This window comes from Kerstersia gyiorum, assembly GCF_048595715.1.
Classification (GTDB): domain Bacteria; phylum Pseudomonadota; class Gammaproteobacteria; order Burkholderiales; family Burkholderiaceae_B; genus Kerstersia; species Kerstersia gyiorum.
The window spans coordinates 66,134-87,649 of the sequence record NZ_CP169556.1 but is presented as its reverse complement, the minus strand read 5'-3'; the positions used below and the strand labels follow the sequence as shown (position 1 = coordinate 87,649).

At 63.5% G+C, this 21,516-nt stretch carries 17 protein-coding genes; 8 read left to right on the top strand and 9 right to left on the bottom strand.

Annotated features, from left to right (window positions below):
* The first annotated feature begins 13 nt into the window (after window positions 1–13).
* Window positions 14–403 (top strand): helix-turn-helix domain-containing protein, encoded by a 390-nt coding sequence (locus ACEW7X_RS00320; RefSeq protein WP_068373723.1) that lies wholly within the window; start codon window positions 14–16, stop codon window positions 401–403.
* Window positions 404–466: 63 nt separating this feature from the next.
* Here the strand turns inward: ACEW7X_RS00320 and ACEW7X_RS00315 are convergent, their stop codons facing one another.
* A complete protein-coding gene (locus ACEW7X_RS00315) occupies window positions 467–1,531 on the bottom strand; it encodes an MBL fold metallo-hydrolase (RefSeq protein ID WP_068373720.1) in 1,065 nt (354 codons plus the stop codon).
* A 223-nt stretch (window positions 1,532–1,754) separates the two neighbouring features.
* Between ACEW7X_RS00315 and ACEW7X_RS00310 the strand changes: the two genes are divergently transcribed.
* Both ACEW7X_RS00310 and aceK read left to right on the top strand, forming a co-directional pair.
* On the top strand, window positions 1,755–2,135 hold the full coding sequence (locus ACEW7X_RS00310) for a MerR family transcriptional regulator (RefSeq protein WP_420177481.1): 381 nt from the start codon (window positions 1,755–1,757) through the stop codon (window positions 2,133–2,135).
* Window positions 2,136–2,375: 240 nt separating this feature from the next.
* Window positions 2,376–4,223 carry a bifunctional isocitrate dehydrogenase kinase/phosphatase gene (gene aceK / locus ACEW7X_RS00305; RefSeq protein WP_420177480.1) on the top strand — a complete coding sequence of 616 codons (1,848 nt, stop codon included), beginning with the start codon at window positions 2,376–2,378 and terminating at the stop codon, window positions 4,221–4,223.
* A gap of 174 nt (window positions 4,224–4,397) precedes the next feature.
* On the opposite strand, the gene ACEW7X_RS00300 is transcribed toward aceK, so the two are convergent.
* Entirely contained in the window at window positions 4,398–5,591 is a 1,194-nt protein-coding gene (locus ACEW7X_RS00300) for an acetylornithine transaminase (RefSeq protein WP_068373780.1), read from the bottom strand.
* A 335-nt stretch (window positions 5,592–5,926) separates the two neighbouring features.
* On the opposite strand from ACEW7X_RS00300, the gene ACEW7X_RS00295 reads away from it, so the two are divergent.
* On the top strand, window positions 5,927–6,385 hold the full coding sequence (locus ACEW7X_RS00295) for a DUF494 family protein (protein WP_068373711.1): 459 nt from the start codon (window positions 5,927–5,929) through the stop codon (window positions 6,383–6,385).
* 88 nt (window positions 6,386–6,473) lie between these two features.
* Window positions 6,474–7,379: a tRNA glutamyl-Q(34) synthetase GluQRS gene (gene gluQRS / locus ACEW7X_RS00290; protein ID WP_420177479.1), complete on the top strand. Its 906-nt coding sequence runs from the start codon at window positions 6,474–6,476 to the stop codon at window positions 7,377–7,379.
* Between the two features lie 106 nt (window positions 7,380–7,485).
* Here the strand turns inward: gluQRS and ACEW7X_RS00285 are convergent, their stop codons facing one another.
* The 6 genes from ACEW7X_RS00285 to ACEW7X_RS00260 all read right to left on the bottom strand — a co-directional run bounded on the left by ACEW7X_RS00285 (window position 7,486) and on the right by ACEW7X_RS00260 (window position 13,486).
* Entirely contained in the window at window positions 7,486–8,346 is an 861-nt protein-coding gene (locus ACEW7X_RS00285) for a metallophosphoesterase (protein ID WP_415358570.1), read from the bottom strand.
* Window positions 8,347–8,390: 44 nt separating this feature from the next.
* Entirely contained in the window at window positions 8,391–9,284 is an 894-nt protein-coding gene (locus ACEW7X_RS00280; protein WP_083969713.1) for a carbohydrate ABC transporter permease, read from the bottom strand.
* Between the two features lie 2 nt (window positions 9,285–9,286).
* Complete coding sequence (locus ACEW7X_RS00275) at window positions 9,287–10,162, bottom strand: carbohydrate ABC transporter permease (protein ID WP_068373706.1); 876 nt, start codon at window positions 10,160–10,162, stop codon at window positions 9,287–9,289.
* Between the two features lie 125 nt (window positions 10,163–10,287).
* Complete coding sequence (locus tag ACEW7X_RS00270) at window positions 10,288–11,586, bottom strand: ABC transporter substrate-binding protein (RefSeq protein ID WP_068373703.1); 1,299 nt, start codon at window positions 11,584–11,586, stop codon at window positions 10,288–10,290.
* A gap of 56 nt (window positions 11,587–11,642) precedes the next feature.
* A complete protein-coding gene (locus ACEW7X_RS00265; protein WP_068373701.1) occupies window positions 11,643–12,728 on the bottom strand; it encodes an ABC transporter ATP-binding protein in 1,086 nt (361 codons plus the stop codon).
* On the bottom strand, window positions 12,725–13,486 hold the full coding sequence (locus ACEW7X_RS00260) for a 5'/3'-nucleotidase SurE (RefSeq protein WP_068373698.1): 762 nt from the start codon (window positions 13,484–13,486) through the stop codon (window positions 12,725–12,727). Before ACEW7X_RS00260 ends, ACEW7X_RS00265 begins: the two co-directional genes overlap by 4 nt.
* 183 nt (window positions 13,487–13,669) lie before the next feature.
* Between ACEW7X_RS00260 and ACEW7X_RS00255 the strand changes: the two genes are divergently transcribed.
* Both ACEW7X_RS00255 and ACEW7X_RS00250 read left to right on the top strand, forming a co-directional pair.
* A complete protein-coding gene (locus tag ACEW7X_RS00255) occupies window positions 13,670–14,656 on the top strand; it encodes a sugar-binding transcriptional regulator (protein ID WP_068373695.1) in 987 nt (328 codons plus the stop codon).
* Window positions 14,657–14,823: 167 nt separating this feature from the next.
* Entirely contained in the window at window positions 14,824–15,657 is an 834-nt protein-coding gene (locus ACEW7X_RS00250; protein WP_238591427.1) for a hypothetical protein, read from the top strand.
* Window positions 15,658–15,682: 25 nt separating this feature from the next.
* Here ACEW7X_RS00250 and ACEW7X_RS00245 read toward each other — a convergent pair whose 3' ends face one another.
* Window positions 15,683–18,487 carry a GDYXXLXY domain-containing protein gene (locus ACEW7X_RS00245; RefSeq protein ID WP_420177478.1) on the bottom strand — a complete coding sequence of 935 codons (2,805 nt, stop codon included), beginning with the start codon at window positions 18,485–18,487 and terminating at the stop codon, window positions 15,683–15,685.
* A gap of 61 nt (window positions 18,488–18,548) precedes the next feature.
* Between ACEW7X_RS00245 and ACEW7X_RS00240 the strand changes: the two genes are divergently transcribed.
* Entirely contained in the window at window positions 18,549–21,203 is a 2,655-nt protein-coding gene (locus tag ACEW7X_RS00240) for a DNA topoisomerase III (protein ID WP_420177477.1), read from the top strand.
* Window positions 21,204–21,516 lie beyond the last annotated feature (313 nt).

Below are 21,516 nucleotides of genomic sequence, written 5' to 3'. Positions count from 1 at the left end.
GGAAAATGGCTACATGAAAATAGGTGAAAAAATACGGAAACTCCGGCGTGAACGCGGGCTGACACAAGAAGAACTCGCCCTGGAACTGGACACCGCCGCAAGTACCGTTTCCCGTATAGAAAACGACGAGCGCACGCCCTCGCTGGACATGCTCGGCCGTCTCGCCAGCAGCCTGCAGGTTGGCATAGGCGAACTGTTTTCCGGCGTTTCGCAACATGAGCCTGCCGTGCAGTCCGTGGCAGACAACGACCACGCTCTGCGCCACTACGGCCAGAGTCATGAAGGCACTGGCGGCGACGACTACATGGAACTGCGGCGCTGGTTCCGCAACCTGACCCCAGACAACCAGCGCGTGGCCCTGGAACTGATCAAGACCCTGGCGCGCACCCAGCACAAAGGCTAAGCCGCAGATCTGCGCCTGCGGCTTGGCCCTCATGTGACGGCTCGCGGGTGATGTAACGCCTGTTCAGGCCGGCGCGAAGCGGAACACGCCGTTGTCATCCAGGCGGCGTACCAGCTGGCCGCCGTGCCATAGCATGTGCAAGTGCGCCAGCGCTTCGCCCAGCGCAAACGTGAGCTGGTGCAGGTCCAGCTTGCGGTGGAACATGATGGGCACGATATCCGCTGCGCTGCAGGGCGCTGCCGTACAGGCATCCATCACTTCCTGCAGGCGGTCGCGGTGATGCTCGCGCTGCTGGCGTATGCGCTCGTGCAAGCCACGGAACGGCTTGCCGTGCGATGGCAGCACCAGCGTCTCTTCCGGCATGTCACGATAGGCGTCCAGCGACTGCAGATACAGGCGCAACGAATCAGCCTCGGGCTCGAAATCGAATACGCTGACATTGGTGGAAATGCGCGGCAGCACCATGTCGCCGGAAATCAGCAAGTCCAGTTCTGCACAATACAGGCCTATGTGTTCGGGCGCATGGCCGTAGCCGACAATCTGCAGCCAGTCACGTCCGCCGATGCGCAGCGTATCGCCGCCCAGCAAGCGATACATGGTGCCCGGTACCGAAGGCACCATGTTGACGTAATAGCCCGAGCGCTCGCGCACCTGCGCCAGCGCGCCCTCGTCGCACAGCCCGTTACGCCGGAAATGCGCAGCCGCAGCTTCGCCGCCCGCGCCAGCACTGGCGTCGCGCCGTCCTGAGGCAATCACTGCCTGGGTGTATTCGCTCATGCTCATCAGCAGGCGCGCATTCCAGCGGGTGCACAGCCAATCAGCCAGCCCCACGTGGTCCGGATGCATATGTGTCACCAGCACGCGCAGGACAGGCAAGCCCTCCAGTTCATGCTCGAAGATGGATTCCCACTGGGCCTGCACTTCCTTGCGGGCAATGCCGCAATCCACCACCATCCAGCCCTCGCGGCCATCGACCGTGTCGCGCAATAGCCAGACATTGACGTGATCCAGTGCAAAGGGCAGGGGCAGGCGCACCCATTTCACGCCATCCAACAGCGTCATGGCCCGGCCTGGTTCCGGCAATGCGTCGTTCCAGGGATAGGACAGCGCCATTTCATTCTTATTCATCGGGACTCCGGGAAGCATCCAGACTGCCTCCCGCAGGTCCGCCGCCAGTGTGCCACCCGGCGCCCGGCGCTGCGCAGCCATGAAGACGGCAAAAACAGGCCCGGAGCGTGGCTGGCGCTCCGGCAACGGCGGATACGGCAGACAGCACAGACATCAAATCAGACAGGAAATCCGGGTTACTATACCTTACGTTGACGTAAACGGAAATTAAAGTTTTCTTGCCATGCCCGCACCCAATTGGAGTATTTCCGAACTTTCCAGCGAGTTCGGCATCACGCCGCGCACGCTCAGGTTCTATGAAGACAAGGGCATTCTTGCGCCTGCGCGCCATGGCCGCCACCGCATCTATGGCGCACGCGACCGCGCCAGGCTGGTGCTGACGCTGCGCGCCCGCGCGGTAGGCCTGGCGCTGGACGACATCCGCGGCCTGCTGGATATCTACACCGGCCCCAACAGCACCCAGGCGCAGATCCGCGCCTGCGCCAACAAGCTGGAAATCCATCGCCAATTCCTGCTTTCGCAACGCCAGGAAATCGACCTTATGCTGGCCAGAGTTGAAGAACAAATTCAGGACTGCCTAAATAAACTTAATCCTGAAGATTGACCGTCAATTTCATTCGTTTACGTTAACGGAAGTTCGGCGCTTGCCGTTTTACGGCAGAATAATGCTGAAAACCAGGGCCAGGAAACCCCAGGACACCCGCTGAAATCACCCCGAAAAACACCGGGACAGGCGACAGGCAAGCCCCGCGTCACATCAGCCACGGTGCCTCTGGAACTGCTGCGCAAACCTGCTCCTGGCCGCAAAACAGGCAGTATTACGGCAGCCAGGAGCCCGGCCACGATGTCCAGCACCCGCAACACCGCCTTTCCCGCCAGCGACACCGCGCTGCGCGTCGAGCCCCTGGCCCGGCCCTTGCCTGCACGCCAGGCGGCGGCCAGCATCCTGCAGGGTTTTGACCGGCACTACGCCCTGTTCCGCTACAGCGCGCAACGTGCCAAGGCGCTGTTCGAGGCAGGGGACTGGCGTGGCATGCAGCAGCTGTCGCGCGAACGCATCGACTACTACGACCAGCGTGTGCGTGAATGCGCCAGCGCGCTGGCCAGCCGACTGGCCCGGCAGGGCGGTGATGCCGACCCAAGCCCACATTGGCAGGCCATCAAGCAGGAATTCGTCGCACTGCTCGACGAGCACTCGCAGCCCGAATGCGCCGAGACTTTCTTCAATTCCGTCTCCTGCCGCGTACTGCGGCGCGAATATTTCAACAACGCCTGCCTGTTCGTGCGCCCGGCAGTCGCTACCGAATACCTGGAAGGGCAGCGACCCGCCTTCCGCGCCTATTACCCCACGCGCACCGGGCTGCGCGCCACGCTCAGGCGCATGTTGGGGGATTTCGGGCTGGCAGCGCCCTTTGAAGACCTGCCACGCGACGTGCGCCTGCTCGCACGCGCCGCGGTCGGACTGCTGCGCCAGGCCCTTCCCAAGGGCCATGGCCCGCGCCTGGGGCAAGACTGCCAGGCCCATGTGCACGCCACCCTGTTTTTCCGCAACAAGGGCGCCTACCTGGTGGGCCGCCTGGTCAATCAGGGCGCCATCCACCCGTTCTGCATTCCGCTGCTGCGCCTGCCGTCCGGCCAGATCCATGTCGATGCCCTGTTGCATGGCCAGGATGCGCTCAGCCGGGTTTTCAGCTTTGCACGCACCTATTTCCTGGTAGACATGGAAGCGCCATCCGCCACCGTGCGCTTTCTTGCCACGCTGCTGCCGCGCAAGCCGCTGGCCGAGCTCTACACCATGATCGGGCTGCAGAAGCAGGGCAAGACGCTGTTCTACCGGGATTTCCTGCAACACCTGGCGCACTCCGGCGACCAGTTTGAAACCGCTGCGGGCATTCCCGGCATGGTCATGTTCGTGTTCACGCTGCCGTCCTACCCCTATGTCTTCAAGATCATCCGCGACCGCATAGAGAAGGACCGCATGAGCGCCGCCATCGTGCGCCGCAAGTACCAGCAGGTCAAACTGCATGACCGCGCCGGACGCATGGCAGATACCTGGGAATATTCACAGGTCGCCTTGCCGCGCCACCGATTTTCCGACGCCCTGTTACAGGCCCTGCGCACGCACATCCCGTCGCAGCTGGAAGAGCAGGGGGATACGCTGGTCTTCCGGCATGTCTACATCGAGCGGCGCATGACACCGCTCAATATCTACCTCTGGCAGGCCGGCCCCCAGGCACGCGCCGCAGCCCTGGCGGAATATGGCGATGCCATTCGCGAACTGGCCGCCACCAATCTTTTCCCCGGCGATATGCTGTTCAAGAATTTTGGCGTCACCCGCCTGGGCCGGGTGGTTTTCTATGATTACGACGAAATCCAGTCCATGGCGGAAATGAATTTCCGCCATATTCCCGAAGCGCCCGACGACGATGCGGAAATGAGTGCGGAAACCTGGTACGCCACCGGCCCCAATGACGTCTTCCCGGAAGAGTTCGAACACTTTCTGTTCAGCGATCCGGCCCTGCGCGAACCCTTTGCCGCCAAACATGCCGAGTTACTACGGCCCGAATGGTGGCGCGACTGCCAGGCGCGCATTGCACGCGGCGGCATTGCCGACATCTTCCCCTACGACCCCGGCATACGCTTTCCCAGCCATACCTCGCCCACCGGCGACGGCCTGGCGCAACAGCGTTGAACAGCCAGGCGCCTACGCCCGGTCCTGCTTTCCCCAGCGTCGTCGTTGACACCAATCTGGCCGAAAACCATGCCATGTGTCTGCCAGGCCAGACTGCCGTTTGCACCCCGCTAGCTGCGGGCGCCCAAAAAAACGCCCCCTCTTGCTGTCACCAGCAGAGGGGGCCAGGGCGCATCAGGCGCCGCGTACCTGGCGGAAAGCCTGGTCGAGCAATTCGAACTGAATGTCGATTTCTTCCGGCGTCACGTTCAGCGCAGGCATGAAGCGCAACAGGTTGGGGCGCGGGGAATTGACCAGCAGGCCAACCGGCGCCAGGTCCCTGGCAGCTTCGACGATCTGGCCGCCGTCTTCGCGATCCAGGACCAGCGCACGCAGCAGGCCACGGCCGCGTTCGCCCTGCATGCCCCACTTGGCCGAAAACGCCAGCGAACGCTGGGCCAGCAGCTCGCCCAACTTGACGACGTTTTCCAGAAAGCCCGGCGCCGCCAGGGTATCAAAGACCGCAACGCCCACCGCCGTCATCAACGGGTTGCCGTTATAGGTGCCGCCCTGGTCGCCCGGACGGAAGCAGCTGACTTCCTCGCGCGCCAGCAGTGCCGACAGCGGCACGCCGCCGCCAATGCCCTTGCCCAGCGTCATGATGTCCGGCTCGATGCCGGCGTGCTGGTAGGCGAACATCTTGCCGGTACGCCCCATGCCGGTCTGCACTTCATCGACGATGAGCAGCAGGCCGTGCTTGCGGGTCAGTTCGCGCAGCTGCTGCAGGAACTCGTCGGTCGCCGGCACCACGCCCGCCTCTCCCTGAACGGGTTCAAGCATCACGGCGATGGTCTGGTCGTCGATCAGCGCCTCGACAGAAGCGATATCGTTGTAGGTTGCCTTGGGGAAACCATCAACCTGGGGCGCGAACAGCGTATCCCAGCCTGGCTTGCCCGATGCCGACATGGTCGCCAACGTGCGGCCATGGAAGGCATTGGTGAAGGTGATGATCTTGTAGGCGCCATTGCGATGGATCTGGCCATAGCGGCGGGCCAGCTTGATCGCCCCTTCGTTGGCCTCTGCGCCGCTGTTGGCGAAGAAGACCTTGTCAAAACACGAGGCATCGGTCAGGCGGTCGGCCAGCGCGATCGACGGTTCGTTGTAGAACGCCGGCGACGGATTGATCAGGCGGTCAACCTGCTGGTGCAGCGCTGCACGGATGGGTTCGGGATTGTGGCCCAGCGCATTGACCGCCCAGCCCTGAACGAAGTCCAGATATCGCTTGCCGGCATGGTCCTCCAGCCACGACCCTTCGCCTCGCACGAAGACGAGTTCGGGACGCTGCGTGATTTCCATGACTGCCTGCACTCTGAACTGAGAAAATTCCATTTCGGCCACCTGCCGCAAAAAGTTGTAAAAGGGAGCCGACAGTATGCCGCATTTACCGGGCTTTTTTGCGACAAGCGCCACCGATATCCGACATTCTGTCAAACAAGGGCCGGCCCGAGCGCCGGCGCGGCTCTGCCCCCGCCCGCCGGCATCGCATGCCAGGCAAAACCTGCCCCCGCCTGCGACTCTGGAAATACCGCTACTGGTATGCTGCGGCGTCTCTTGGAGTAAACTGGCTCCAAGGCTTGGCCTATACGATTACGGAAAACGGCGGCTGCCGCCACCATGGCCATAACGGCTCGAATCCGGACCCCTACAGGCGAACTACGCTGCTCATGTACGACATACTGGTTTATCTGTTCGAAAACTACTACACCCCCCAGGCCTGTCCTGCCGCAGATGTACTGGCGCGCCGCCTGGCGGCAGCCGGTTTCGAAGATGAGGATATCGACGAAGCCTTGGGCTGGCTGGGCGGCCTGGCGGAAAGCACCGCCCGCTGTGTCGGCCTGACGGATGGCCCCATCACGGGCGCCCGCATCTACAGTGAATCGGAATACCAGGCACTGGGCACCCAGGCCATCGGCTTCATCGCATTCCTGGAAAGCGCCGGCGTGCTGCCGGCAGCCTTGCGCGAAATCGTCATCGACCGGGCCATGGTGTGCTCGGAAACCCCCGTTTCGCTGGAAACCATCAAGATCATCGCGCTGATGGTGCTGTGGAGCCAGGAAGCAGAAATCGACCGTTTCATCCTCGAAGAACTGCTGGAGCAGGGCGACGCCCGCCTGCTGCACTGACCCGCCCGCCAGCGGCCGGCGCGCCCGGCCAGCCTGCGTTGAACCCGCCCCACGCCTGCCTGCCGCCCACAAGCCTGGCTTTTCTCCCATGACCTCGCGCCACGCTGCCCCGGCCGCCTATGTCGGCCGCTTCGCCCCCAGCCCCAGCGGCCCGCTGCACGCCGGCTCCCTGGTGGCTGCCATGGCCAGCTGGCTGGATGCCCGTGCACATCGCGGGCGCTGGCTGCTGCGCATCGAAGACGTGGACACGCCCCGCATGGTTGAGGGCGCAGCCACCTGCATCATGCAGCAATTGCAGTCCCTGGGCATGCACTGGGAGGGTGAAGTCATGTGGCAATCCCGGCGCGAAGCCGCCTACCTGGATGCCCTGACGTGCCTGCGTGCGGACGGCAGACTCTACCCCTGCGGCTGCACCCGACGCGAAATCGCCGCAGCAGCCAGTGCCGCCGGCCGCCTGGAAGACAATGGTGAACGCCCCTACCTGGGCATGTGCCGCCACGGCCTGGCCTCTGGCCGCAGCGCCCGCGCCTGGCGCGTGCGCGTCGACCCCGGCGTGATCGCCTTCGATGACCGCTGGCTGGGACCGCAACAGCAGAATGTCGAAACCGAAGTTGGGGATTTCGTGCTGCGGCGCGCCGACGGCCTGTGGGCCTACCAACTGGCCGTCGTCGTCGATGACGGCAACCAGGGGGTGACGGACATCGTACGCGGCGCCGACCTGCTGACCAGCACGGCGCGCCAGATCATGCTGGCGCATTTGCTGGGCTACCCGGCACCACGCTACATGCACGTACCGCTGGTGCTGGACCCGGCCACCGGCCTCAAGCTTTCCAAGCAGAACCACGCGCCGGCGCTGGACCTCAGCCAGCCGCTGGAAACGCTGATGCAGGCATGGCGCGCCCTGGGCTTCGCCGGGTTCGCCGCCAACAGCCTGGCGGATTTCTGGTCCATTGCCACAGCACAATGGGCGACGCGCTGGCAGATTCCAGCCTGAACCGGCAGCGGCCCAGGGGGGGCTGAATTCACAGCCGCCCATGCACCTCGCCACCTGAACCCCACAAACCCAGCCACCCGGTCACCCGGCAGCCTCGCCATCCGGTCTATTTGCTGGCGCGCAGGCGCTCCCAACTGATCGCCTGCAATTCGTCGCGCACCGCCGGCAACGGCGCATATTCCACCGTCAGGCCGGATGCACGCAAGGTACACACTGCAAAACCCGCCCCCTGCACCAGGCTCAAGTGGTCCTGGCACAGGATGTCCTTGGCATGATGCAGGCCGGTTGCAACCGCCAGCACCGTGCCGTACCAGCTGGAAACGCGGTCATAGTGGATATGGCCGCAAAACATCCCCGCCACCGACGCGCCAGTCGCCTGGCGTTCGCGCAGCAAGTCGCGCAGGCGGCGCGTATCGGCCAGGCTGAGGGTCTCCCATTCGCCGCTTTCGTCCTGCTCGTCCAGCGCGGGCGCATGATGCGCAACCAGCAGGCAGGGCAGCCCGGGATGCGCGTAGAGGCGCTCGCGCAGCCAGCCGAACTGCTGGTCATCCAGCGCGCCGCCTATCTTCCCGGGCACACTGGTATCGAGCACGATCACGTGCACGCCAGCCACCACCGCGTCGTAATGACAGGGAGCAGCAGCCCCCGGCTCGGCATGGGGCAAGTGCAGCACGGACCGCAGCGCGGCACGGTCGTCATGGTTGCCTGCCGCATACAGCACCGGCATGCGCAGGGGTTCCATCAACGCCGCCAGTTTGCGGTAGCTGGCCTCATCGCCCCGGTTGCTGAGGTCTCCGCTCACCAGCACGAATGCGGGCGCGGGCTGCATGGCCTGCAAGGTGTCGACCACGGCAGCCAGGCGGCTGGCGGTATCGGATTTCAGGCCGGGATCGGCGTCCTGGTCGCCGATATGCAGGTCGGTCAGATGGATGAACGTGATGGGCGCGGAAGATGGGGTGGATGACATGCGGAAAGAATCCCTGTTGGACGGTATGGCGAAACGCGGTCGGCTCATTTGATGCCAGCGCGCATGAAGCTCTGAATGAACTGCTTCTGGAACAGCAGGAACGCCACCAGCAGTGGCGCCGATGTCAGCAGGGTCGCGGCGGAGATGATGGCCCAGCTGGTGCCCTGGTCCGGCGAGGCAAACACCTGCAGGCCCACCGTGACCGGACGGGTAGACACCGAATTCGTGACGATCAGCGGCCACAGCAGGTTGTTCCAGTGGTAGCTGATGGAAACCAGGCCGTAGGCCACATACACCGGCCGTGCCAGCGGCACGTACACGCGCCAGAGGATGCCCAGCGTGCTGGCGCCTTCGATACGTGCGGCATCCTCCAGCGCACGTGGCGTGGCAAGGAAAGTCTGGCGCAACAGGAAGATGCCGAATGCCGAAGCGAAATAGGGCATGCCGATGGCCAGCAGGGAATCCAGCAAGCCCATGTTGCTGATCGTGCGGTAGTTCTCCACCATCAGCATTTCCGGCATGATCATGAGCTGCAGCAGCACCAGGTAGAACAACAGGTTGCGGCCTGGAAACTCGAAGCGCGCGAACGCATAGGCGGCAAGCGTGCACAGCACGAACTGCACCGCCATGATGACGGTCACCAGCACAGCGGTATTCGCCATGTACCGGGCGAACGGCGCAGCCTCCCAGGCGGCGCGGAAGTTTTCCAGGGTCAGCGGCGCGCCCAGGCTGAAACGGACTTCGTAGGCCGCCGGGTGGATGGCAGTCCAGACCGCATAGGCGAACGGCAGCAGCCACAGCAGCGCCAGCAGCCAGGCGCCGGCCGTCTCTAGCCAGGAAGCCGTCAGCAGGCCTGGCAGGCGCGCCAGCCAGCCTGGCCGCGCCGCGTAAACATCGCCATTGTCCAAGGCAATGCCAGCGCCGGATTGCGAGCTCATTTTCATTGGTAATGCACCTTTTTATCCATCCAGGCGAACTGCACGAATGCCAGGATTGCCATCAGCGCCAACAGCACCACCGTCAGCGCCGAGGCATAGGCGGTATCCCAGTACTTGAAACCGACGTTGTAGATGTAATGCAGCAGCAGATTGCTGGCATTGTCGGGACCGCCGCGCGTCATGACGATCACATGGTCGATCAACCGGAATGAGTTGATGAGGGCATTGATCATCACGAACAGGGTGGTCGGCATCAGCAGCGGCCAGGTCACGCGGCGGAAGAACGTCCAGCGGCCGGCACCTTCCAGCGTGGCTGCCTCGCGCAATGCCGGGTCCATCTGCTGCAGGGCAGCCAGGTAGAAGATCATAAAGAAACCGGCCTCCTTCCAGACTGCCAGCACCATGAGGCACGCCAGCGCCGTGGACGGGTCGCCCAACCAGTTTTTGCCGGTCAGGCCGGCCAGCGAACGCAATTGGTCGAGCAAGCCGTAGTCCGGTGTGTAGAAGAACAGCCAGATGTTGGCAACGGCAATCAAAGGCAGCATCGTCGGCAGGAAAAACGACAGCCGCATCCAGGCCTTGCCGCGCATGCCGCTGTTGACGATCAGCGCCAGGCCCAGTGCCAGCACGATGGCGGCCGGCACCGTGACGAGCGCATAGATGGCGCTGTTCCAGAGCGAGGTCAAGAATACCGGGTCGTCCAGCATGACAGCATAGTTTTCCAGGCCAACGAAAACGGCTGGCCGCGCGCCCACCGGCGTACTGAAGAAGCTGTGGAAAAACGTGGCAACCGCCGGGTAATGCGTAAACGCCACCAGCAGCACGACAGCCGGCAAGAGCAGCAGCCATCCCTGGACAGGAGCAAAGCGCAGATTCATGTTGAGAGTTTCCAGATGGGCTTAGCCGGGGCAATGCGGCCGGCTCGCAGGCCGGGCCGCCATCTCCCTGGGGAAGGCAGCCCGATGCCCACCGTGCCGGCCGCCAGGCAGCCGCTGAACCCGGTTCAGCGATAACGGCGCAGGATGCGTTCGGATTCGGCCTGCGCGTCATCCATGGCCTGCTGCGCCGTCTTGCGGCCGATCAGCGCTGCTTCGATGTTGTCGTCGATCAGGCGCGCCACGCGCTGGTTGTCATGCGTGGACAGCTCCGCCACGGCATATTGCAACTGATCGCGGGCCACTGCGGCTGCCGGAAACTCCGCCACGTAAGCCTTCATGGCCGGGGTTTCCCAGGCATCCGGGCGTACTGCCACATAACCAGTGCGAATCCCCCATTCGGCAGCGCGTTCAGCCGATGTCAGCCACTTCGCCAGGGTGAAGGCCGCCTGCTGCTGCTCGGGCGTAGCATCCTTGAACAGGTAGATATTGCCGCCGCCGGTCGGGGTGCCGCGCTGCTTGCCTGCCGGCAGCATGGCCACGCCGAAGGGGAAGGGCGCATTGGTGCGTACGTTGGTCAGGTTGCCCGTGGTGGTGGTCATCATGGCCGTGCGGCCTTCAAAGAAATCCTTGGGTGTGGTCGCCCATTCGATGGCGCCGGGCCGCATCACCTTGTGCTTGCTGCCCAGATCCACCCAGAACTGCATGGCCTCGACCACTTCAGGGGAATTGAAGTAGGTCTGCGTGCCGTCTTCGCTGGCGATCTTTCCACCGTTCTGCGCCACGTAGCCCTGCAACAGCCAATAGGCCGTCAGCGACGAGGGCACCTGCATGCCCCAGCGCACCACATTGCCCTTTTCATCCTTCCTGGTCAGCTTGCCGGCGTATTCGATCACTTCATCCCAGGTCTGCGGGCCACGCTCGGGGTCCAGCCCCGCTTCGCGGAAGGCATCCTTGTTCCAGAAGAACACCGAGGTAGAGCGCTGGAACGGAATGCCCCAGGTCTGCCCGTCGCTCTGGCTATTGCGCATGAAACCCGGGAAAAAACCCTGCAGCCAGGCCCGGTCTTCATCCGTCTTCACCAGGGACTCGATAGGCACCAGCACATCCTGGTCGCGCAGCGTGTACATCTCCGTCGACAGCATGATGGCAGCTGCCGGTGGCTTACCGCTGCGCGCCGCCGTCAGCGATTTGGCCGCCGTTTCGTTATAGGTACCGGAATACACGGCCTGCACGCGAATATCGGGATGCTCGGCCTGGAAATCCGCCACCATGTCATCAATGATCTTCGTCACCGGGCCGCCAATGGCCACGGGAAAGTAGAACGAAACATCCACGGGTTCGGCCAATGCCGAGGTCCCCGCCGTCAGGGCGGCCAATGCCAGCCCGGCTGCGCCAGCGCGCTTTTTCAAGGTATGCAGAATCATTACGTATCCAGGGGAACGTTGAGGGAAAAACCGGCAAGGGTGCCGTAGCCAGCCACTCAGGCCGCCAGCGACTGCCGCATGTCAAGAACACCCGGCACCGCCAGCCGCTGGCCGGTGGCACCGTCGAAAAAATGGCAGGCCTGCTCGGGCCAGGACAACATGACTTGGTCGCCGGGCTTGCCGCAGAACTGGCTGTCATGCCTGACTGCCAGCGTGGCCGAGCCGATGCGGCAACTCAAGATATGGTCGGCGCCGTGATACTCCACGTGCTCCAGCACTGCCGGTACACCACCCATGACACCCAGGCTGATGGCTTCCGGCCGCAGCCCCAGGGTCACTGGCTGCGCCACGCGTCCGGGCCACAGGCAGATATCCGTTCCCGGCAGCACGGCACCCGCCACCCGTGTTTCCAGCGGCACCAGGTTCATGGGCGGCACCCCGATGAACCTGGCAGCGAAATGCGTGGCCGGTCGGTGGTAGAGCTCGCTGGGCGCAGCCTGCTGCTCGATACGCCCGGCCCGCATCAGGATGACCTGGTCAGCCATGCTCATCGCTTCGGTCTGGTCATGGGTGACGTACACCATGGTCATGCCCAGGCGCTGCTGCAAATCTCGGATTTCACGCCGCATTTCATGGCGCAGTTGTGCATCCAGGTTGGACAGCGGCTCGTCCATCAGGCAAACCGAGGAACGCGCCACGATGGCCCGCCCCAGCGCCACGCGCTGCTGCTGTCCGCCGGACAACTGCCCGGGCTTGCGCAGCAACAAGTCCTGCAAGCCCAGCACATCGGCCGCATGGCGCAGGCGCCGAGCACGTTCGGCGGCCGGCACGCGCCGGATCTTCAGACCAAAAACGATGTTTTCCGCCACGCTCAGATGGGGCAGCAGGGCGTAGTTCTGGAACACCATGGACAAACCGCGCGCCGCCGGCGGCAGGTTCGTCACATCGCGCCCACCGAGCAATATGCGGCCGCTGTCCGGCTTCTCCAGCCCGGCCAGCAGGCGCAAGGTGGTGGACTTGCCGCAGCCCGACGGCCCGAGCAGCACGGTCATGCTGCCTGCGGGCACCTCGAAGGAAACATCGTTCACCGCCAGATCGCCGCCCCAACCGCGCATCAACGACTGGATCGACAGGGCGCTCATCGGATTTGCTCCAGCGCACCGTCTTCATGCAGGATATCGGCCGGCACCTGCGAATGGCCATGCCAGTTCAGGCAGGTCACCGTGGCGTAGCCAGCGTCGATCAGCGCGTTCTCGTCGCCGTCGCCCGCCAGGTAGTTGCGCAGGGCCAGCGGCTCGATCAGCGCATGCTCGCGCTCGCGCTCTGAATGGATGATGACCTGCGTGGCGACCTTGTCGCTGCCGCGCCGCGCCGCGCGCAACGATGCCGGCAGGCGGCGCGGTAGATTGACGTTGAGCCAGTGGCCGTCGCGCGCCCACTGTTCGCGGGCCTGCCAGAAACCCTGCAAACGTCCGGCCAGCCAGCGCTCGCCTTCTTCATCGCCGCCACTGTCCCGCGGACGGGAAAAAGCCACGGCGGGAATCCCGCACAGTGCGGCCTCCCGTGCAACCGCCATGGTGCCGGAATACGCAACATCCTCGGCCACGTTACGACCCTCATTGATCCCGGACAGCACCAGGTCCGGCTGGCGGTCGCCACGGAATAGCCAGGACACGCCGGCAATCACACAATCTGCAGGCGTGCCGCTGCATGCATAGCGGCGCGGCGAGCGCTGCGTAACTTCGAAACTGCGACGCAGGGTAATACCATGGCCATAACCGCTGCGGTTGCCGTCCGGCGCGACCACCCAGACGTCATCGGTCAGCAGCAGGGCCGCACGTTCCAGCAGCGCCAAGCCAGGCGCGTCGATACCATCGTCGTTGGAAATGAGAACTCGCATATATCCGCTTTTTTTCTGTGGATTTTCCGGGGAACATCCCGGCCTTGCGAGCAAGTCTATTGAACAAAAGTTTCCTTAAAATGACATTTATTCATTTCTCAGCACACCCAGGACGTGATGGAAAATGACATATTCGGCGGGTTATCCTGCGCGCTTCCGTTCCTTTTCCTATCCATCTCCCCGATGTCAGAAGCCAGCCCCCTTTCCGCCAGCGACTTCCTTTCACCCGATACCCACGACGTGAAGCTGCGCGCGGCCTGGCTCTACCATGTCGAGCAGCTCACCCAGGAAGAAGTCGCCCGCCAGCTGGGGCTGAACCGCAGCAAAGTCCTGCGCCTGCTGGCTGCGGCGCGCGAAGAAGGGCTGGTGCAGGTTTCCATCAATGGCCGGGGCAGCGACATGCTGCAACTGGAACAGGCCCTGATGGCCCGTTTCCGCCTGCAGCAGGCCATTGTCGTGCCGGTATCCGGACTGTCGGAAAGCCTGTCCATCAAGGCCGTGGCACATGCCACCGGCCGATATCTGTCTGACCAGATGACCGACGGCATTTCCATCGGCGTGGGCTGGGGTGCCACGCTGCACCACGCGATACGCTCGCTGGCCTGGCGCCATGTGCGCGACGCCACCGTCGTCTCCCTGTTGGGCGAGGTAACTCACGCTGGCGTGGACAGCCCGTCGGCCGTGGCCTGGCAGCTGGCGCATTTCTACCGCACCGAGCTCTACCAGATCACCGCGCCGGTATTCGTGCCCGACCCTGCGCTGGCGCAGGCGCTCTGGCAAATAGATGAAATGGCCAAGCTGCAGACCCGGGCGCGGCAACTCGACCTCGTGCTGCTGAGCGTCGGCGACCTGAGCCGCCAAGCTTCCATCTTCCGGCGCGGTCTGCTCGGCTGGGACACGGCGGACAACCTGAAGGCTGCCGGGGCGGTTGGCGACGTGCTGTGCCATTTCGTGGATGCCTCCGGCCAGGTCATAGACCATCCGGCCAATCAGCGCGTCATGGCCATCCATCCGGCCAGCCTCGCCCCCGTTCCCCGCATCGTCATTTCGTCCTGTGGCGCCCGCAAGGCCCAGGCCATGATCGCCGGCATCGCGGCCACCCAGGCCCATGTGCTGATCGTGGATGAAACGGCGGCACGCGCCATGCTACGGCTCGCAGGCGGAGCTTAGGTGTCGGTTTGGCGGCGGATGAGCGACACACCAGCGGTTGCTTGACAGATCGCAGACAGCAGGCAGGGCGTCGCGGCGGCGCCACACCTGGCGTTACGTTTATTTGGCGCCGGTCGACCTAAAATACCCCGACTACCTGTAGGGATGCTGCCCGGCCCCAACCCGCCATGCCACCAGACCTACGTCCAGCCACCTTTTCCTGCCGCCACATGCACGCCGACCTGCTCGACATCGACATCTATTCCTGGACGACCCTGGTCGCCCTGCTGGCCAGCCTGACGCTGGCGGCTTTCCTGGGAAAATACACCTGGGGCCGCCGTTTCAAGCACAGCAACACCTCTGATGACGAACTGAAAGTCGTGCTCGGCGCCGCCCTGTCGCTGTTTGCCCTGCTGATCGGCTTCATCCTGACCTTCGCCATCAACGGCTACAACCTGCGCGTGTCCGCAGAGGAAAACGAGGCCATTGCCATCGGCAATGCGCTGCAGCACACGACGTTGCTGGAAGAATCGAAACAGGAGCAGGCCGAGCAGATGCTGAGGCATTACCTGGAGCTGCGCATCCAGTTTTTCGAAACCAACGACAATGCGCTGCGCGCCGATCTGCGCCTGCAAGCTATCCAGCTGCAAACCCGCATGTGGACGCTGATCAGCAAAATTGCGCTGGCGAACCCGAACACCATCATCAAGACAGCGCTGGACGCCAGCAACAACCTCTATACCGCCCAGCAGAAAACCATGTCCAGCTGGCGGCGCCAGGTGCCCAATGCCGCCTGGGCGATCCTGCTGCTGTTCGGCCTGTGCTCGAACTTCATGATCGGCTACAACATACGCGGCAAGCAGGGCAGCAATCTGCTGATCCTCACCTTTCCCGTCATCACCGCACTGGCCTTATTCCTGATCGCAGAAATCGACGTACCCGGCAGGGGCATGATCCAGGTCGCCCCCGACAATCTCCAGGCCATCAAGGTCACGCTGGCCCACGGCGGCCTGGCACCCTGAACAACAACGGCCAGCCGCCTGCTCTTTACTCGTTCGTGGCGGCTTCTGCCGCCTCACTGGCGGCAGCGGCCGAGGCAGCCGCCTGGGCCGCTATGGCCCGCACTTCAGCCTCTTCCTTCGGGGACAACTCCCGGGCAGAAGGCGGCGCCAGTTCGGGTGCGGCATCCGCTGCGCCGGACAGGTCATTGACGGGAGCCGGCCGGGGAGTCGGCGGGGCCTCGCGGCTGCCGACCGGGGATGTGTCCCCACTGGCCGCCATGGGCTGCATGTCGGCATCCCGCAATTGCAGCAGCACCGAGCGGCCGGATTCATCAACCCGGAACTCGCCATAGCGCGCGGGCGAGAAATAAGGCTCCAGCCCTTCGGCAAAGAAATACGCCCCTGTCAGCGCCAGGCTGACGTTATCCCATGAACCTGTGCGCAAGGGGACGACCACTTCGTCGCTGGCCTGAGGTTGCGCGTGCGCTTGCACCCGCAACACCTCGGCCGGCTGCTCCAGGCCCGCCGCAAATACCGCATAGCCACCAGCGCTGGCCTCTTCCCCCCAGCGCAAAATGCGATCCGCAGCATAAGCCAGATCCATGTAATCGCCCTGCAGCAGGGCGCGCGGGTCCACCGGCGCCAGTTCAAGCAGCAACGGCTTGCCGTGGGCCAGGATGTTTTCATAGCGCAACACTCCCGCATTGGCCACGACCAGCACCGCCAACAAACCACCCGCCAACCCGGCCTGGGCACCTCGTGTACCGATCGCTCGCTGGCCGGCACCTGCCGCCTGCGAACCACCCATGTGCCGCTTATGGCTGCGCTCCAGCACAGCCGACACAGCCAGCGCCAGGCATCCGCCCACCAGCAGCCATTGCGCTTTCTCCAGCAGCGGAATATGCAGGCTGTAGTAATAATCGAACAGGCCCCACAACAATGCCAGCGTACCGAAAACCCGCAACCAGCGACGCTGCAACCCGATGCCCAGCCAGACCCAGACCATGGCAATCAGGACGGCCGGCGCCGACAGGCAGACCAACGACACCAGCAAAGTCATTGCCGTCAGGCCTGCGCTCCAAACCAGCGACGGCCGCTGCGGCAGACTGCGCAACACCATCAGGGCCACGGCAGCAGGCAAAATCGCATACAGCAGGGCAAAGCTGCCAAACATCACATCCTGGCGCAGCAGCGCGGGCAAATTCTGCACCGCGACGCTGCCCATGCCGAAAATGGCACCCTGGGCCACCAGCATCCAGGCCAGCGCGCCCGGCAACAGCCAGGTTTTTCGTTGCTGCCCATAAGCCAGCACGAATGCCAGCAATGCCCCAACCGTCAGCAGCCAGACATCCGGCACCATGGGCAGCAGGTCATGCCAGCCCTGTTCCATCTGCCACCAGATCATGTCACCCAGTGCATCCCCGCCCTGGAGCTTCACCCAGAACAGCCAGCGCACGACCACCATCAGGCAGCCTGCCTGCACCAGGGCCGCAACGAAGCGGATGATGCGCCCCGTTCCCGCGCCGTAAAGCGCGACGGCCGCCAGCCCCAACAGCAGATAGCTATGGGGTTCCTCCAGCAGCATCACCAGGCCGAAACCGACAAATCCCATGCCCGCCACGCCTGCCGCAACACCAATCTGCTCGACCATATTGGCAAGCTGGCTGCCTGGCGCGGCCTGTTTCAGGGCCACATTTTCCGTGCTGACGCTGGCCTTTTCCGCCGCCTGTCTGAGCCGCAGGATCAGGACAGACACCAGCATCAGCACGATGCCGAAGACCAGTGCACCTTCTTCGCTTTCCACCACGCCCAGCAACAGCAGCAGGCCAATGCCGAACAGGGTCACCAGCCAGGCACCGAAACCCTGCACGATCTGCACGGACAAGGGGATGTCTTCCGCACTGCCAGTGGCCTTGCCGGTGATTTTCTCGTGCAATCGCAAAATCCGCCACGCCACCCATGCCGCCTCAATCAGCACGACGAAGCTCAACACGCTCAGCAGGGCTTCCAGGGAGCCAGAATCGTTCAGCACCGACTGGAAGAAGGCCAGGCTCACGCCGATGGCGCCGATGCCTACAATGGCCAGCACCCACAAATCCTCGTGCCCGGAACGGCTGGAACGCCGCCACAGTACCACTGACGCCACGAGCCAGATGACCCCCAGGATCAGCAGCGGCCCCATGGGTTCGCTGTACCCGCTGAAATCCATGATGCAATACCCGACTTCCATCGCCAGGGGCCAGAGCGCCAACGCAGTCAGCAAGCGCATGCCCGCCTTGCCATATGCACCAACGCGCTCGCCATACCCATGCCAGAGCACCAGGCACAGCAGATTGGGCAGCGCCTGTTGCCACGTGCCCAGGCTGCCACGCAGGTAATTGACCCCCAGGAAGCTGTGGCCTACCGCCAGCCAGAGCGCCAGGGCGATATTCATGAGAGCCAGCCAGAACAGCCACAGGCCAGGCCGCCGCGCCGCCAACGCCCAGGGCAACAGCAGCAGGGTCCACCAGGCAAACAACTGCCAGCCCTGCGCGCCAGTCTGGTAGGTCTGGCCGACCAGGCCCAACAAGGCGCCAATCCCCACGGCTGCCAGAATCATTATTGCCAGGAACAGGTTACCCTTCGTCCCGCGCCGCCTGACATCCCAGAATGCCAGGCCGACAGTTGCAATCAGCAACACTTGCAGGCCCACCAGACGTGTCCACTTTCCGAGGGAAGTCCAATTGGCGGCCAGCAGACAAATCAACCCGCTGGCAAGGAGGATCGCCCCCAGCCAAAGCGCCTGCGAGGACAGCAAATTCCGCCAATTCGAGCCTGCCGTGCCAACTTCATCCTGGCTGATCGCTTGCATGTCTTGATTCTCCAACCGTATGATTCCCCGCAACCTGGCGCCAGGCGCTCCTTGGAAACACATGGAAAAAACGCTGATTATTGCCGAGAAACCCTCGGTAGCCCTTGATATCTCACGCGCCCTCGGCGGTTTCAAGCGTGAGGGCGATTATTTCGAAAGCGATCGTTACGTGCTGAGTTCCAGCATCGGGCATCTGCTGGGCCTGGTCGCGCCCAATGATCCGGTACGGGGCAAATGGAGTTTTACCCATCTGCCTGTCATTCCACCACAGTTCGAACTCGCCCCGGCCGACAAGAAGTCGACGGAGCGCTTGAAGATGCTGGTGCGGCTGATCAAGCGCAAGGATGTGGTCGACATCATCAACGCCTGTGACGCGGGACGCGAGGGTGAGCTGATCTTCCGCTACATCACCCAGTACGCCGGCACCAAGAAACCGATCAAGCGGCTCTGGCTGCAGTCGATGACGCAAGCCGCCATCCGCGAAGCCTTCGAGAACCTGCGCGACGACGAAGACCTGCAACCGCTGGAAGCCGCTGCGCGTTCGCGCGCCGAGGCCGACTGGCTGGTGGGTATCAACGGCACGCGTGCCATGACGGCCTTCAACAGCAAGGATGGCGGTTTCTTCAAGACACCCGTGGGCCGCGTGCAGACGCCGACCCTGGCCATCGTTGCAGAGCGCGAGGAACGCATCCGCCGCTTCGTTTCCCGCGATTATTGGGAAGTGCGCGCGCAATTCGTTGCCGCCGCCGGCCTGTACGAAGGCCGCTGGATAGACCCTGATTTCAAGAAAGACGAACGCGACCCGGAAAAACGCGAATCGCGCCTGTGGTCGCTGGCCGCCGCGCAAAGCGTGGTGGCGGCTTGCCGCGAACAGCCCGGCACGGTCACGGAAGAGTCGCGTCCCAGCACGCAGCTGTCGCCCGCGCTGTTTGACCTGACCTCGCTGCAACGCGAAGCCAACTCGCGCTTCGGCTTTTCCGCCAAGGCCACGCTGTCACTGGCGCAATCACTGTACGAACGCCACAAGGCCTTGACGTACCCGCGTACCGATTCGCGCTATCTGCCGGAAGACTATATCGCCACGAGCCGCGAGGTAGTGGGCGCCTTGTCGCAAGGGGAATCCGCCGCCGCCGGCGTGAATCCGCATGCGCAGCGGATTTTGCAGGAAGGCTGGATCCGCCCGAACCGCCGCATTTTCGATAACAAGAAAGTGTCGGATCACTTCGCCATCATTCCGACGCTGCAAGTGCCGCGCGAGCTGAGCGAAGCCGAAGCCAAGATTTATGACCTGGTGGTGCGCCGCTTCCTGGCGGTGTTCTTCCCCGCAGCCGAGTACCGGGTGACGACCCGGCTGACGGAAGTCAATGGCCATCGTTTCAAGACCGAGGGCAAGGTGCTGGTGCAGCCCGGCTGGCTGGTGCTGTATGGCCGCCACGCGCAAGGCGATGAAGCCAATCTGGTAGCCGTGGCCGATGGCGAGAAGGTGCGCACCGAGAAGGTCGAGGCCGTGGGCCTGGCCACCAAACCGCCAGCGCGCTACAACGAAGCGACGCTGCTGTCGGCCATGGAAGGCGCGGGCAAGCTGGTCGATGATGAAGAGTTGCGCGAGGCCATGTCCGAGCGCGGCCTGGGCACGCCTGCCACGCGCGCTGCGATTATCGAAGGCCTGCTCAACGAGAGTTACCTGCGCCGCGATGGCCGCGATCTGATTCCTACCGCCAAGGCGCGTCAGCTGATGACCTTGCTGGCAGGCCTGGATGTGCGCGAGCTGACGTCGCCGGAACTGACGGGCGAGTGGGAGCATAAGCTCAAGCAGATCGAGCAGCGCAAGCTGGACCGCGATGCCTTCATGCGCGAGATCGCGCAGATGACGCAGGTCATCGTCAAGCGCGCCAAGGAATACGAACGCGACACCGTGCCTGGCGATTACGCCACGCTGAAAACACCGTGCCCGAAATGCGGCAGCGTCGTGAAGGAAAACTACCGGCGCTTTGCCTGCACGCAGTGCGATTTTTCCATCAGCAAGCATCCTGGCGGACGAACGTTCGAGCTGCCGGAAGTGGAAACCCTGCTGGAAAAGCGCGAAATCGGGCCGCTGCAGGGCTTCATCAGCAAGATGGGCCGCCCGTTCGCGGCCATCCTGCGCATCGACGACGAGTTCAAGCTGAATTTCGATTTCGGCCAGAACGACGACGATGACGAAGAAGAAACCGATTTTTCGCAGCAGGAGCCGGTTGGCGTCAGCCCGATCAGTGGCGGCAAGGTGTACGAGCACGGCATGCATTACGTGAGCGAACACGCCGTGGGGCCGAACAAGAACACGGCGGATTTCCGCTGCGGCAAGGTGATACTGCAGCAGGAGATTTCCCGCGAGCAGGTGGCCAAGCTACTGCGTGACGGCCGAACGGACCTGCTGGACGGCTTCGTTTCCAGCCGAACCAACCGCAAGTTCAAGGCTTACCTGGTGCTGCAACCTGACGGCAAGGTTGGCTTCGAGTTCGAACCGCGCCCCGAAAAGGGTGGCAAGGCGGCTGGCAAAACGGCGACCAAAACTGCCGGGAAGACCACCAAGACGGCGGCCAAAACTGCCACCAAGGCGGCAACCAAGACGGCAACGAAGTCTGCGACCAAGACAGCGGCAAAGAAGACCCCAGCCAAAGCCGCGACCAAGACTGCCCGCAAGACTGCGAGCAAGAAGGGCGCTGCGGACAAGTAAACCCGGCTGAGTCGCCGCTCGTTGCGCAAGAAGGGCGTGGAACAATTTTCCACGCCCTTCTTTATGTGCTGCCTGACACTGATCCAGCAGCGCGATAGCACAACTCGCGGCCTCATCGGTCATGGCACGCGCCCCAGCCTCACCCGGCAGGGGATCTGTTGCCTTTTCGGAACGGTCTGACTCCCTGTGGGCAGTGAATGCTGCAAGTGCAAAAACGCAGGCCTATAATTCGCCCGGTCGGGCAATGCCTGTCTTTCACGTTCCTCATCATCATGATTCAGCACCGCGCGCCGTCGCGTACATCCCTGGGCTG

Bases quoted from the DNA above. Each gene is read 5' to 3' on its own strand.
- ACEW7X_RS00320 (WP_068373723.1), top strand. From the start codon at position 14: ATGAAAATAGGTGAAAAAATACGGAAACTCCGGCGTGAACGCGGGCTG.
- ACEW7X_RS00315 (WP_068373720.1), bottom strand. From the start codon at position 1,531: ATGAATAAGAATGAAATGGCGCTGTCCTATCCCTGGAACGACGCATTG.
- ACEW7X_RS00310 (WP_420177481.1), top strand. From the start codon at position 1,755: ATGCCCGCACCCAATTGGAGTATTTCCGAACTTTCCAGCGAGTTCGGC.
- aceK (WP_420177480.1), top strand. From the start codon at position 2,376: ATGTCCAGCACCCGCAACACCGCCTTTCCCGCCAGCGACACCGCGCTG.
- ACEW7X_RS00300 (WP_068373780.1), bottom strand. From the start codon at position 5,591: ATGGAATTTTCTCAGTTCAGAGTGCAGGCAGTCATGGAAATCACGCAG.
- ACEW7X_RS00295 (WP_068373711.1), top strand. From the start codon at position 5,927: ATGTACGACATACTGGTTTATCTGTTCGAAAACTACTACACCCCCCAG.
- gluQRS (WP_420177479.1), top strand. From the start codon at position 6,474: ATGACCTCGCGCCACGCTGCCCCGGCCGCCTATGTCGGCCGCTTCGCC.
- ACEW7X_RS00285 (WP_415358570.1), bottom strand. From the start codon at position 8,346: ATGTCATCCACCCCATCTTCCGCGCCCATCACGTTCATCCATCTGACC.
- ACEW7X_RS00280 (WP_083969713.1), bottom strand. From the start codon at position 9,284: ATGAGCTCGCAATCCGGCGCTGGCATTGCCTTGGACAATGGCGATGTT.
- ACEW7X_RS00275 (WP_068373706.1), bottom strand. From the start codon at position 10,162: ATGAATCTGCGCTTTGCTCCTGTCCAGGGATGGCTGCTGCTCTTGCCG.
- ACEW7X_RS00270 (WP_068373703.1), bottom strand. From the start codon at position 11,586: ATGATTCTGCATACCTTGAAAAAGCGCGCTGGCGCAGCCGGGCTGGCA.
- ACEW7X_RS00265 (WP_068373701.1), bottom strand. From the start codon at position 12,728: ATGAGCGCCCTGTCGATCCAGTCGTTGATGCGCGGTTGGGGCGGCGAT.
- ACEW7X_RS00260 (WP_068373698.1), bottom strand. From the start codon at position 13,486: ATGCGAGTTCTCATTTCCAACGACGATGGTATCGACGCGCCTGGCTTG.
- ACEW7X_RS00255 (WP_068373695.1), top strand. From the start codon at position 13,670: ATGTCAGAAGCCAGCCCCCTTTCCGCCAGCGACTTCCTTTCACCCGAT.
- ACEW7X_RS00250 (WP_238591427.1), top strand. From the start codon at position 14,824: ATGCCACCAGACCTACGTCCAGCCACCTTTTCCTGCCGCCACATGCAC.
- ACEW7X_RS00245 (WP_420177478.1), bottom strand. From the start codon at position 18,487: ATGCAAGCGATCAGCCAGGATGAAGTTGGCACGGCAGGCTCGAATTGG.
- ACEW7X_RS00240 (WP_420177477.1), top strand. From the start codon at position 18,549: ATGGAAAAAACGCTGATTATTGCCGAGAAACCCTCGGTAGCCCTTGAT.